Raw genomic sequence first — 12,233 nt, forward strand, 5'->3', positions numbered from 1 at the left:
TTGGGCGGCGCCACATCCCCGTACGCCAGCCGTCTCACTTCGGTCAGCGAACCATCATGACTGCAACCGTCCCCGCGCCTAATCTCGCGTTCTCCGGGTCATCGCGGCCCGAGAGGAACAGAAGGACTCCGGATGCGTGCGTGGTGCGATCTCCATGACAGGCCGCTTTGGCTACCGCTTGCGGTATCAGGGTTGACGCGGGTGCGGGGTGACGAGGCCGACCTCGGTGCATCGCAGGACAAGATGAACCGGAACGCCTGCGACATCGGCGCGTTGGAGGCGCTGTGAGCATGCAACGACATCGGCGCCTCAATGGTGCATGGTGGACGCTCGCGTTGTCCGTGCTCTGCGCTTGCAGAGCGGGAGGCGAGGGCGAGCGTGGCGCATCGGCATCGGCATCGGCGCCAGCACCCGCACCGTCCCCCTTCACCGCGAGCGCCAGCGCAGGCTGCGGAACCACCGCCCGGTTCGCCAACGGCAGGCATACCTTGGTGTCCGATGGGCAAACGCGCGAGTTCTGGGTGGACGTTCCGGCGAACTACAGGCCCGGCGTGCCTCTCCCGCTCCTGGTCAGTCTGCACTGGAGAGGCGGCCAGGCCACCGACGTCTACGGCACCGGTGCCGGCGCCTTCTTCGGACTGAAGCAGCTCTACGGCGAGTCTGCGATCTTCGTCGCTCCGAACGGCCTCGACCAGGGCTGGGCCAACAACAATGACCGCGACGTCCGTTTCATCCGCGCCGTGGTCGATCGACTCAAGCTCGGCCTGTGCATCGACAATGCACGCGTCCACGCGACCGGCTTCATCTATGGCGGCATGATGTCGAACGCCCTCGGTTGCCAGGCCGGCGATGTCTTCCGGGCCGTCGCACCCATCGCCGGATCGCTGTGGAGCGGCTGCGGCGACTCCCCGAACAAGGTGGCGGCCATCATGATCCACCCGGAGGCCGATTCGGTCGCCGCTTACCAGTTTGGCGAGGAGGCTCTCGGCAAGTACCTGGCCAAGAACGAGTGCAGCACGGTCAAACGCAGCATCGGCAGGAACGGCTGTGTCGAGTACCAGGGCTGCAGTGCCGGCCATCCAGTGGTGTGGTGCGGGTTTGCGGACCGTGGCCACTGGCCTCCCGAGTTCGCGGCCCGGGAGATCAAGACCTTCTTCGATCGCTTCTGATCGGGCAGGCCATTGCCAGGGAGCCAAAGGCGATCGCGAGCGATGTCAGAGCATTCCTACATTCAATGGTAATGTTGTCCTACAGGCTACATCCACCGCCCTCCGTACCCTGTCCCCCAGCAAGTTTGACCCCACATTCTGGAGAAGTTGATGCGCAGTGTTCTGTTGGCAGCCCTGGCCTTGGCCGCGCTGAGCGGTTGTAGGCAAATCCCCAAGATGCCGGATGCCGAGTCGGCAGTGGCCGTGCTCCGCACGGCGGACGGCCGCGAGGCCGGCAAGGTGACGTTGGTGGAAGTGCCCTCGGGGGTGCGGCTGGTGGTGGAAGCCACCGGGCTCACGCCGGGGCAGCACGGGTTCCACATCCACACCAACGGCGCATGCGAGGCCGCACCGGACGCCACCACCGGCAAGTCCGTGGCCTTCGGCGCGGCCGGCGGCCACTTCGATCCCCATGCCACGAAACACCACGGCGCGCCGGGGGATGCCCCCACCCACTCCCATGCGGGTGAGCTGCCGAACCTGGTGGCCGACGCCAACGGGCGGGCCACGCTGCAGTACGTCAATGCCCACGTGACCCTCGCCCCCGGCCCTGGTTCGGTGGCCGGCCGCTCGCTGATCGTGCACGCCGACCCCGACGACTACACCACGAACCCGGCCGGCAACTCCGGGCCGCGCGTGCTGTGCGGGCGCATCGAGGTGGCCGGCGCCAAATAAGGAGAGGCGGCGCCAGATTCAGGAGTCGTCCTACACACACGTGCCGCCATGTGCGGCACCATGTGCCACTCGCTGCAGTTGACGCGAGCGGTGTGGTGGCGCTGAACGGCCCCGCGCTGCAACCCGGCCATTCGGGAGTCGACAGTGGGTGTGTCTTTGTTCGATTTCGGAGAGTTGTTCACGCTGAGCGCGCGCCCGGTGATCGGGGAAGCGGCCAAGCGCGGACTCGGGTTCTATTTCGACTACCCGGCGGGCCCCACGCGCATCCATGGCGATGCACAGGCCTTTCAGCGCAGCATCTACCGGGTGGTCTCGGCCGCCAGCCGCACGTTGGGCAGCGGCGCACTGATCCTCGCGGCCGACGCGGTCAACAGCCCGGTCGACGGTTTCGCGGACCTGCAGATCCGCGCGGCGGCCTCGGGCAAGCGGCGATCAGATGCCAGCATCGACGACTTGCTCGCCGAACTTCACCTGACCAAGGAACGGGCCTCGGCCGACGGCACCCGCGTGGTGTCGGCCAGGGGCACATGCCCCGTCCTGGGGGCGCAACTGCGCTACCGCTGCGTGCCCAGCGCCGGCATCCTGCTGAGTTTCAGCCTGCGGCACCGCGGTGAGGTGCGCGACGACGTGCGCCTGCCCGACGCCCAAGGCAGCCATGCACTCATCCTGCACGACCAGAACGCGCCAGTCCAGGGCATGAACCGCCGGCTCCAGCGGCTGGGCTGGCGAGTAAGCCTCTTCGAAGAAGAAACCGCATTCCGCCAGGCACTGGCCCAGGACGACGGCACGTGCCGCCTCGTCGTGGTGGTCGAGTCGGAACGCCTGGGCCTCGACGCATTGACGCGCCTGAGTGCCTCGCTGTCGATTTCCCCCACCGGGAGCGGGCCATGCTCGTTCGTCTATGCAGTGGGCATGGGCTCGCCGGCCGCGGTGGCCCAGGCACCCTCGGGCTGGGAAATGCACACGGTGCCGCTCCTGCCGTCGGAGTTGTGGGAATTCACGCGGCGCGCCGACCCCGACGGCGACGAGATCCACGAGCACTCCCGCCCCACCCCGCTGCCGGCGTCGCACCGTCCCCGGGTGCTGGTGGTGGATGACGACGAGGTCAACCGGGTGATCGCGTCCGGGCTGCTGCAGATGATCGGCTACGAGGCCATGTCGGCGGCCAGCGGCCACGAGGCCATCGCGATGTGCCAGCAAGGCGCCCCGGATGCGGTGCTGATGGACATCAACATGCCCGGCCTCGACGGCTACCAGACCACCGCGGCCCTCAAGCGCCTGCAGCAGCGTGGTGGCATCCCGCCGTTCCCCATCATCGCCGCCACCGCGGCCGGCACGCCGGCCCGGTCGCTGGAACGCGGGCTCGACGGACACCTCAACAAGCCGCTGCTGGCCGAAGACCTGCGGGCCCAGTTGGGCCGGGCGCTGAAAGGCCTGGCCACCGGCCTGTGACTACTCCGCCACCGGCAGCGCGCTCGTGCACTTGATCTCGTCCAGGCACACACTCGACCGCACGCCACTGACGCCCGGCAACCGCATCAGCTTGTCCATCAGGAACTGCGACAACGCCTTCAGGTCTTGCGCCACCACCTTGATGACGTAGTCGAAGTCACCCGTCACGGAATAGCACTCGAGGATCTCGGGCATGCCAGCAATCTGGTCGGTGAACCGCTGGATCTCGCGGATGTGGCCGCGTTCCATGGAGACGTGGATGAAGGCCACCACGCTCAGGCCCAGGTGGGCGGCGCTGAGCCGGGTCTCGTACGCGGCGATGACGCCCCGCTCCTCCAGCCTGCGGTGTCGCCGGTGCGATTGCGCCGGCGACAGCGCCACGGCCTCGGCCACCTCCAGGTTCGAGGCCCGGCCCTGGGTCTGCAGGAAGCGGAGGATCTTCCGGTCGGTGCGGTCGAGCGCGAGGTCACGCAACATGTTCATCACCTTTGTTCAGATGGAGAAATATTCTCTCCCATTCAGCCACATACCGAGCAACACAAGAAACCCGATTTCGCCGCGTATCGGCGACACTTTTCACCATCGATCCATCCACGAACCCCGCCGGCGGCAGAGAAATCTTCTCTCTCGGCGTGACCAGGAGCTGCCATGACCGACCTCGTTGACAATCCGATGGGCCTGATGGGTTTCGAGTTCGTCGAGTTCGCGTCCCCCACCCCCGGCGTGCTGGAACCCGTCTTCGAGGCCATGGGGTTCACGAAAGTGGCGCAGCACCGATCCAAGGCGGTCACGCTGTACCGGCAGGGTGGCATCAACTTCATCGTCAACAGCGAACCGCACAGCGCGGCGTCGTACTTCGCCGCCGAACACGGCCCATCCGCCTGTGGCATGGCGTTCCGCGTCAAGAACTCGCACCTGGCCTACGCGCGGGCACTGGAACTCGGCGCCCAGCCCGTCGAGGTGCCCACCGGCCCCATGGAGCTGCGCCTGCCGGCCATCAAGGGCATCGGCGGCGCCCCGCTGTACCTGATCGACCGGTTCGCCGATGGCCAATCCATCTACGACATCGACTTCGAGTTCATCGACGGCGTGGACCGCCACCCTCGCGGGTCGGGCCTCCGGGTGATCGACCACCTGACCCACAACGTGTACCGCGGCCGCATGGCCCACTGGGCCGCGTTCTACGAGCGGCTGTTCAACTTCCGCGAGATCCGCTATTTCGACATCAAGGGCGAATACACCGGGCTCACGTCCCGCGCCATGACGGCGCCCGACGGCCTGATCCGCATCCCGCTGAACGAGGAGTCGTCCAAGGGCTCGGGCCAGATCGAGGAGTTCCTGATGAAGTTCAACGGCGAGGGCATCCAGCACATCGCCCTGCTGAGCGACAACCTGCCGGCCACGCTGGACCAGCTGCGCCAGGCGGGTGTGCCGATGATGGCCCCGCCACCGGCCACGTACTACGAGATGCTCGACGCCCGCCTGCCGGGGCACGGCGAATCGGTGGCGGCACTGCAGTCCCGCGGCATCCTGCTCGACGGCTCCACCGAGGGCGGCCGCCCGCGCCTGCTGCTGCAGATCTTCAGCGACACGCAGCTCGGCCCCGTCTTCTTCGAGTTCATCCAGCGCAAGGGCGACGACGGGTTCGGCGAGGGCAACTTCAAGGCCTTGTTCGAGTCCATCGAGCGTGACCAGGTGCGGCGTGGGGTGCTGCAGGCGGGGTGACGTTCCACGGACGCGCCGCTGGCGCGTCAGCTGGCAGACGCCCCCGATTTCTGCACAAGGGCCGCCCACCGCGGGATCTCGGTGGCCATCAGCGCGGCCAGCGCCTCGGGCGACCCCGCGGCGATCTCCATGCCGAACTGCCCTCCCAGCTTCGCCGACACCTCCGGCGTCTGCAGCGCCTTGCGGATCTCCGACGACAGCCGGTCCACGATGGCCCGGGGCGTATTCTTCGGCGCGTACACCGCCTGCCACGATGCCATCTCGAAGCCTGCCACACCGGCTTCCACCATGGTCGGTGTGCCCGGCGACAGCGCGATGCGCTTGGCCGTGGTGACGGCCAGCAGCTTCAACTTGCCCTGCTGCAGCAACGGCAGTGCCGCCGTCATCTGGTCGAACATGAAGGTCACGTTGCCACCCGACACGTCGATCATCGCCGGCGGGGTTCCCTTGTAGGCCACGTGGGTCAACGGCACACCGATCAGGTCGGCGAACAACTCACCGGCCAGGTGGGTGGACGTGCCGGCGCCCGACGACGCGAAGGTGCGGCGGCGCTCGTCCTTCTTGAGCAGCGCGATCAGCTGCGCCACCGTGTCGACCCCGAGGTTCGGATCCACCAGCAGCACGTTGGGCAGGAAGGCCACGAGCGACACCGGCTCGAAGTCCTTCACCGGGTCGTACGGCAGCGCCTTGTACAGGCTGCGGTTGATCGCGTGGGTGCTGATGGTGCCGCCGATCAGCGTGTAGCCGTCAGGGGCGGACCGCGCCACGTGCGTGGCGCCGATGCTGCCGCCCTGCCCCGGGCGGTTCTCGACGATGACCGTCTGGCCCAGCGACTCCTGCAGCTTCTGTGCGATCAGGCGGCCCACCACGTCGGTGGACCCGCCGGCCGTGAACGGCACGACGTAGGTGATCGGCCTGGCCTTCGGCCACGCGGGTGACTGGGCCCAGGCGGGCAGCGATGACGCCGCCAGCGCGGACAGTGCGGTGCGGCGTTTCATCGGCGGCCTCCCTGGCGCCAGGCTTCGAAGGCCGGCAGGGTCTCCGGGTCGGTGGGCGGGTACAGGCCCACGATCGACTGGCCCGCCATCACGCGTTCGGTCACGAAGTCCTCGAACTCGGTCATCGCCGTGGCCTCGGCCGCCACGTCATCCGCCAGGTGCGCGGGAATCACGATGACCCCCTCGCCGTCACCCACCACCACGTCGCCCGGGAACACCGCCACGTCACCACAGCCGATGGGCACGTTGATGTCGATGGCCTGGTGCAAGGTCAGGTTGGTGGGGGCCGACGGCCGCTGGTGGTACGACGGGAACGGCAGCGCGGCGATGGCCGGCGAGTCGCGGAAACCGCCGTCGGTCACGATGCCCGCCGCGCCGCGCTTCATGAGGCGCGACACGAGGATGGAACCGGCCGATGCGGCGCGCGCATCCTGGCGGCTGTCGATCACCAGCACCGCGCCGGACGGGCACGTTTCCACCGCCACCCGCTGCGGGTGGGCCCGGTCCTGGAACACCGAGAGGGTGTTCAGGTCCTCGCGTGCGGGGATGTAGCGCAGCGTGAAGGCCTCGCCCACCATGTTCGGCAGCGTGGCGTTCAGCGGGTGCACGTTCTGGAGGAACTGGTGGCGCAGCCCGCGCTTGAACAGCGCGGTGCACAGCGTGGCCGTGCTGACGAGGGCGAGTTGGTCGCGGGTGGTGGCTTTCACGAGGGTCCTTGGCGTTCAGAAGATGTCGGGTTCGGCCACGGGCGCGCCGAACGTCGTTTCGAGGAAGTCGAAGTCGCAGCCTTCGTCGGCCTGGAGGATGTGCCGCGAGAACATCCAGCCGTAACCTCGTTCGAAGCGCGGTGGCGGCGGGGTCCAGGCGGCACGCCGTTCGGCGAGTTCGGCGTCGCTCACCTCGAGGTGGATGCGGCGCGCCGGCACGTCCACGGTGATGAGGTCGCCGGTGCGAACCAGCGCCAGCGGCCCGCCCACGTAGGCCTCCGGCGAGCAGTGCAGGATGCAGGCGCCGTAGCTCGTGCCGCTCATGCGCGCATCCGACAAGCGCAGCATGTCGCGCACGCCCTGCTTCACGAGCTTCGCGGGAATGGGCAGCATGCCCCATTCGGGCATGCCGGGGCCGCCCTGCGGGCCCGCGTTGCGCAGCACCATGATGTGGTCGGCCGTGACATCCAGGTCCTCGTCCTCCACCGCCGCCTTCATCGTGGCGTAGTCGTCGAACACCAGCGCCGGGCCCGTGTGGCGCAGGTAGCGCGGCGCGCAGGCGCTCGGTTTCATCACGGCACCGCCCGGTGCGATGTTGCCGCGCAGCACGGCCAGCGCGCCTTCGGCATACAGCGGGTTGCCCAGCGGGCGGATCACGTCGTCGTCGAACACCTTGGCTTGCGCGATGTTCTCGCCGAGCGTGCGGCCGTTCACCGTGAGGGCGTCGAGGTGCAGCCGGTTGCCGAGGCGGTTCATCAACGCTGGCAGCCCGCCCGCGTAGTAGAAGTCTTCCATTAGGTACTTCTCGCCGCTGGGGCGGATGTTCGCCAGCACGGGCACCGTGCGGCTTGCCGCGTCGAAGTCGTCGAGCGTGACGTCGCAGCCCGCACGCCGCGACATCGCGATCACGTGCACCACCGCATTGGTGGAGCACCCCATGGCCATCGCCATCGCAATGGCGTTCTCGAACGACGCGCGGGTCAGCACACGCTGTGGCGTGAGGTCCTCCCACACCATGCCCACGATGCGGCGGCCGCACTCCGCGGCCATGCGCACGTGGTTGGCGTCGGGTGCGGGGATGGACGACGCGCCGGGCAAGGTCATGCCCATGGCCTCGGCGATGCCCATCATCGTGGCGGCGGTGCCCATGGTCATGCAGGTGCCGTGGCTGCGCGCGATGCCGGCCTCCACGCCGATCCATTCGGTGGTGCTCAGCTTGCCGGCGCGGCGTTCGTCCCACAGCTTCCACGCGTCGGACCCCGATCCCAGCACCTGGCCGTTGTGGTTGCCACGCAGCATGGGCCCGGCCGGCAGGTAGATGGCCGGCAGGCCCGCGCTGATGGCGCCCATCAGCAGGCCTGGCGTGGTCTTGTCGCAGCCACCCATCAGCACTGCGCCATCGACGGGGTGGCTGCGCAGCAGTTCCTCGGTTTCCATCGCGAGGAAGTTGCGATAGAGCATCGTGGTGGGTTTGACAAACGCCTCGGCGAGCGAGATGGCGGGCAGTTCGAGCGGGAAGCCACCGGCCTGCAGCACGCCGCGCTTGACGTCGTCCACCCGCTGGCGGAAATGCCCGTGGCACGGGTTGATGTCGGACCAGGTGTTGACGATGGCGATCACGGGCTTGCCCGCCCAGTCTTCCGGTGCGTAGCCCATCTGCATGATGCGCGACCGGTGGCCGAAGGACCGCAGGTCGTCGGGGGCGAACCACCGCGCGCTGCGCAAGGAGTCGGGGGATCGGTGTGTCATGGCCGACAGTGAAGCACTAAGATATTAGTGTGTCAATTCTCGCGGCCGATAGAATGACTCATCGATTTCCCTGATCCGCATGAACACACCGCACCGCCTGGACCGCTCCCGCCACGCTGCCCCGCAGGTCTTCGACAAGCTGCGCGAGTCAATCATCGGGCTCGAGCTGTCGCCGGGCACGGTGCTGTCGCGGGCCGATCTCGCCACCCGCTTCGGCATCAGCCAGACCCCGGTGCGCGATGCCCTCATCCGGCTCGGCGAGGAAGGCCTCGTCGACATCTTTCCGCAGCACGCCACCGTGGTGAGCCGCATCGACGTGGGCTCGGCGCGCCAGGTCCACTTCCTTCGCCGGTCCATCGAGCTCGAGGTGGTGCGAACGCTGGCCGAGAAGCCGGAGCCCCAGCTCGTGGCGAAGTTGCGCACGCAGCTCAAGCTGCAGTCAGCGCTGGTCGACACCACCGACTACGCCGAGTTCGTGGCGGCCGACCAGGCCTTCCACCAGACCCTGTACGAAGCGGCCCACGTGCCCGACCTGTGGCGCCTCACCCGCCGCATGAGCGGCCACCTCGACCGCCTGCGCCGGTTGCACCTGCCTGCCAAGGGCAAGACCCGCGCGGTCGTGCGCGACCACACGGCCATCGTCGACGCCATCGCGGCCGGCAACGTGGCCAAGGCGCAGGATGCGCTGCGCGAACACCTGTCGGGCACGCTCGCCACGGTGGACGCCATCTGCGCGAAGTATCCCGACTACATCCACGGCGTCTAGCGGCCGGCCGATCCCGACCGGCCCCGAACCGCATTTACCCTAAGTGACACACTAATGTTTTAGTGCGTTACTGGCGGCCATTCGCCGCAGGTGTCTTCCCGCGGCGCAGTCCTTCAACCGACCAAGGAACCGCCCATGAAGATGCTGTACGCCACGGCGCTGATCGCCGCCTCGTTCCCCCTGCACGCCGTGGAACTTCGCTCGGCCGACGTGCACAACAGCGACGAGTACCCCACCGTCGCCGCAGTGCGCCACATGAGCGAGACGCTCGACAAGCAAAGCGGCGGCCGCTACAAGATTAAGGTGTTCAACAAGGGTGCGCTCGGCAACGAGAAGGAGACCCTCGACCAGGTGAAGATCGGCGCGCTCGAGATGAACCGCGTCAACATCAGCACGCTGAACGCCATCTGCCCGAAGAGCCTGGTGCCCACCATGCCGTTCCTCTTCGACTCCATCGCCCACATGCGCAAGACGCTCGACGGCCCGGTGGGCGAAGAGGTGCTCAAGGGGTGTGAACACGAAGGCCTGGTAGGGCTCGCGTTCTACGACAGCGGTTCGCGCTCCATCTACGCGAAGAAGGCCGTGCGTTCGCTGGCCGACACCAAGGGCCTGAAGATCCGCGTGCAACCGTCGGAACTGTGGGTGGCCGTGGCCAGCGCCATGGGCGCAAACGCCACGCCCATGCCCACCGGCGAGGTGTACACCGCGCTGAAGACGGGGCTGATCGACGCGGCCGAAAACAACGTGCCGTCGTACGAGGGCTTCAAGCACTACGAGCCGGTGAAGTTCTACTCGCGCACCGAACACTCCATGGCCCCCGAGATGCTGGTGATCTCCAAGGCGGTGTTCGACAAGATGCCGAAGGCAGACCAGGACATGTTCCGGGCCGCGGCGAAGGAATCCGTGGCCTTCCAGCGCGCACGCTGGGACGAGCAGGAGGCCAAGGCACTTGCCATCGTGACCAAGGCGGGCACCCAGGTGGTGGCCGACGTGGACAAGGCGGCCTTCAAGGCCGCCATGGCGCCGGTGTACACGAAGTTCATCACCACCCCCGACCTGCAGCGCCTCGTCCAGGCCGTGCAGCAGAACAAGTGAGCGCGTCCCTGCCAGTCGCGGCGGCGACGCATGCACCGGTGTCATCGCACTTCTACACGCGGCTTTGCGCCCGACTGAGCAAGGCGTGCCTCGTGGCGGCGGTGCTGGGGCTGTTCGGCATCATCGTCAGCGTGCAGGCGCAGGTGATCGGGCGCTACGTCTTCAACGACACCCCCACGTGGACCGAAGCGCTCGCGCTGCAGCTCGTCCTGTATGTCACGGCCTTTGGCGTGGCCGTGGGTGTGCGCGACGCCGGCCACATCGGGCTCGAGTCCCTGGTGACGCTGCTGCCCGACACGATGCGCCGCAAGGTGGAGGTGCTGATCCACGCGCTCGTGGGCCTCTTCGGCGGCATCCTGGTGCACAGCGGCTGGCTGTGGACGCGGCTGAAGTGGACCGAGCTCGACCCGATGCTGCACCTGCCCGTGGGCATCGACTACCTGTCGCTGGTGATCGCCGGCACGCTGATCGTGATGTTCTCGATCGAACACATCGTGGCCCTGCTGCGCGGTGAAGAGGTCGTGCCGGCCTGGCACTGACCTCCCCCAAGGAAGTTTCATGGAATTGGCTGTCCTGTCCCTCAGTTTCCTCGCGCTGCTGTTGCTGGGCGTTCCCGTGGCGTTTTCGATCGGGCTGTCGTCGGTGGCCACCGTGCTGTATGCCGGCGTGCCCGTTGCCATCGTGGTCCAGAAGATGGTGGGGGGCATGCAGGTGTTCTCGTTCCTGGCGATCCCGTTCTTCGTGTTTGCCGGCGAACTGATGCTGTATGGCGGCATCGCCGACCGCATCGTGCGGTTTGCCAACGCGCTGGTGGGCCACGTGCGCGGCGGGCTGGGCATGAGCAACGTGGTGGGCTGCACGCTGTTCGGGGGGGTCGCCGGTTCTGCGCTGGCCGACGTATCGGCCATGGGCTCGGTGATGATCCCGCTGATGAAAAAGGAAGGGTACGACGCCGACTACGCGGTCAACGTCACCACCCACGCGGCGCTGGTGGGCGTGCTGATGCCCACGTCGCACAACCTGATCATCTTCACGCTCGCCACCACCGGCATCGCGTCGGTCAGCGTGCTGAACCTCATCCTCGGGGCCGTGATCCCCGCGCTGCTGCTGACGCTGTGCAACCTGGGCGCCGCCTACTACGTGGCCGTCAAGCGCGGCTACCCCACCCGCGGCGCCTTCCCGGGCTGGGCCGCGGTGCTCGTGGCCTTCCTCGGTGCCCTGCCCGGCCTGCTGATCGTGCTGATCATCCTCACGGGCATCCTGTCGGGCATCTTCACCGCCACCGAGTCGGCGGCCACCGCGGTGCTCTGGGCGCTGCTGGTCACCGCGTTCGTCTACAAGTCGCTCAGCTGGCACGACTTCCTGAAGGCCTGTGCGAAGGCCTGCAAGACCACCGGCGTGGTGCTGCTGCTCATCGGCATCTCCTCGGCCTTCGGCTACTTCATGGCGCTGTACGAGGTGCCTCAGAAGACCGGCGAGCTGATGCAGATGGTGTCCAGCAACCCGCTGGTGATCTTCCTGCTGATCAACCTGCTGCTGTTCATCCTCGGCACCTTCCTCGACATGGCCGCCACCATCCTCGTGTGCACGCCGATCTTCCTGCCCATCGCGATGCAGTACGGCATGGACCCGGTGCAGTTCGGCATCGTGATGCTCATCAACTGCGCGCTGGGCCTGAACACGCCGCCGGTGGGGGTCACCCAGTTCGTGGGGTGTGCGATCGGGGGGATCTCGGTGGGACAGGTGATGAAGTCGATCCTGCCCTTCTACAGCGCGCTGGGCATGTGCCTGATGCTGGTGACCTACGTGCCGGCGTTTTCGCTGTGGCTCCCGTCGATGTTCCGGTGAGCCCTGGTGC

Annotated in this window: 12 protein-coding genes; 8 read left to right on the forward strand and 4 right to left on the reverse strand. The window is 67.5% G+C overall.

Annotated features, from left to right (window positions below):
* The first annotated feature begins 521 nt into the window (after window positions 1-521).
* The 3 genes from ASC87_RS06025 to ASC87_RS06035 all read left to right on the forward strand — a co-directional run bounded on the left by ASC87_RS06025 (window position 522) and on the right by ASC87_RS06035 (window position 3,335).
* Window positions 522-1,169, forward strand: a complete 648-nt coding sequence (locus tag ASC87_RS06025; RefSeq protein WP_235582071.1) for a PHB depolymerase family esterase — start codon at window positions 522-524, stop codon at window positions 1,167-1,169.
* Between the two features lie 150 nt (window positions 1,170-1,319).
* Window positions 1,320-1,883, forward strand: a complete 564-nt coding sequence (locus tag ASC87_RS06030; RefSeq protein WP_082568432.1) for a superoxide dismutase family protein — start codon at window positions 1,320-1,322, stop codon at window positions 1,881-1,883.
* A 150-nt stretch (window positions 1,884-2,033) separates the two neighbouring features.
* Window positions 2,034-3,335, forward strand: a complete 1,302-nt coding sequence (locus ASC87_RS06035; protein WP_235582072.1) for a response regulator — start codon at window positions 2,034-2,036, stop codon at window positions 3,333-3,335.
* Here ASC87_RS06035 and ASC87_RS06040 read toward each other — a convergent pair whose 3' ends face one another.
* Window positions 3,336-3,818, reverse strand: coding sequence for an Lrp/AsnC family transcriptional regulator (locus ASC87_RS06040; protein WP_369820737.1), 483 nt, complete (start codon window positions 3,816-3,818; stop codon window positions 3,336-3,338). It abuts the gene before it with no gap.
* Between the two features lie 165 nt (window positions 3,819-3,983).
* Here ASC87_RS06040 and hppD point away from each other — a divergent pair, with 165 nt between their 5' ends.
* A complete protein-coding gene (gene hppD, locus ASC87_RS06045; RefSeq protein ID WP_056658256.1) occupies window positions 3,984-5,060 on the forward strand; it encodes a 4-hydroxyphenylpyruvate dioxygenase in 1,077 nt (358 codons plus the stop codon).
* Window positions 5,061-5,086: 26 nt separating this feature from the next.
* Here the strand turns inward: hppD and ASC87_RS06050 are convergent, their stop codons facing one another.
* From ASC87_RS06050 to araD, 3 genes are read right to left on the reverse strand one after another with little or no spacing between them, the layout of a single operon-like run.
* On the reverse strand, window positions 5,087-6,058 hold the full coding sequence (locus ASC87_RS06050) for a tripartite tricarboxylate transporter substrate binding protein (protein ID WP_056658259.1): 972 nt from the start codon (window positions 6,056-6,058) through the stop codon (window positions 5,087-5,089).
* Window positions 6,055-6,765, reverse strand: a complete 711-nt coding sequence (locus ASC87_RS06055; RefSeq protein ID WP_056658261.1) for a ribonuclease activity regulator RraA — start codon at window positions 6,763-6,765, stop codon at window positions 6,055-6,057. The genes ASC87_RS06050 and ASC87_RS06055 overlap by 4 nt, the downstream gene beginning before the upstream one ends.
* Window positions 6,766-6,780: 15 nt before the next feature.
* Entirely contained in the window at window positions 6,781-8,514 is a 1,734-nt protein-coding gene (gene araD, locus ASC87_RS06060; protein ID WP_056658264.1) for an L-arabinonate dehydratase, read from the reverse strand.
* 79 nt (window positions 8,515-8,593) lie between these two features.
* Between araD and ASC87_RS06065 the strand changes: the two genes are divergently transcribed.
* From ASC87_RS06065 to ASC87_RS06080, 4 genes are all read left to right on the forward strand, one after another.
* Complete coding sequence (locus ASC87_RS06065; RefSeq protein WP_056658266.1) at window positions 8,594-9,280, forward strand: GntR family transcriptional regulator; 687 nt, start codon at window positions 8,594-8,596, stop codon at window positions 9,278-9,280.
* A gap of 135 nt (window positions 9,281-9,415) precedes the next feature.
* Window positions 9,416-10,375 (forward strand): TRAP transporter substrate-binding protein, encoded by a 960-nt coding sequence (locus ASC87_RS06070; RefSeq protein WP_056658270.1) that lies wholly within the window; start codon window positions 9,416-9,418, stop codon window positions 10,373-10,375.
* Complete coding sequence (locus tag ASC87_RS06075; protein ID WP_235582073.1) at window positions 10,372-10,914, forward strand: TRAP transporter small permease; 543 nt, start codon at window positions 10,372-10,374, stop codon at window positions 10,912-10,914. Before ASC87_RS06070 ends, ASC87_RS06075 begins: the two co-directional genes overlap by 4 nt.
* Before the next feature lie 19 nt (window positions 10,915-10,933).
* Complete coding sequence (locus tag ASC87_RS06080; RefSeq protein ID WP_056658273.1) at window positions 10,934-12,223, forward strand: TRAP transporter large permease; 1,290 nt, start codon at window positions 10,934-10,936, stop codon at window positions 12,221-12,223.
* Window positions 12,224-12,233: the final 10 nt, after the last annotated feature.

The sequence above is a fragment of the Rhizobacter sp. Root1221 genome (assembly GCF_001425785.1).
GTDB lineage: Bacteria > Pseudomonadota > Gammaproteobacteria > Burkholderiales > Burkholderiaceae_C > Rhizobacter.

Coding starts and splice junctions, on each gene's coding strand:
- ASC87_RS06080 (WP_056658273.1), top strand. CDS start 10,934: ATGGAATTGGCTGTCCTGTCCCTCAGTTTCCTCGCGCTGCTGTTGCTG.
- hppD (WP_056658256.1), top strand. CDS start 3,984: ATGACCGACCTCGTTGACAATCCGATGGGCCTGATGGGTTTCGAGTTC.
- ASC87_RS06065 (WP_056658266.1), top strand. CDS start 8,594: ATGAACACACCGCACCGCCTGGACCGCTCCCGCCACGCTGCCCCGCAG.
- ASC87_RS06030 (WP_082568432.1), top strand. CDS start 1,320: ATGCGCAGTGTTCTGTTGGCAGCCCTGGCCTTGGCCGCGCTGAGCGGT.
- ASC87_RS06050 (WP_056658259.1), bottom strand. CDS start 6,058: ATGAAACGCCGCACCGCACTGTCCGCGCTGGCGGCGTCATCGCTGCCC.
- araD (WP_056658264.1), bottom strand. CDS start 8,514: ATGACACACCGATCCCCCGACTCCTTGCGCAGCGCGCGGTGGTTCGCC.
- ASC87_RS06040 (WP_369820737.1), bottom strand. CDS start 3,818: ATGAACATGTTGCGTGACCTCGCGCTCGACCGCACCGACCGGAAGATC.
- ASC87_RS06070 (WP_056658270.1), top strand. CDS start 9,416: ATGAAGATGCTGTACGCCACGGCGCTGATCGCCGCCTCGTTCCCCCTG.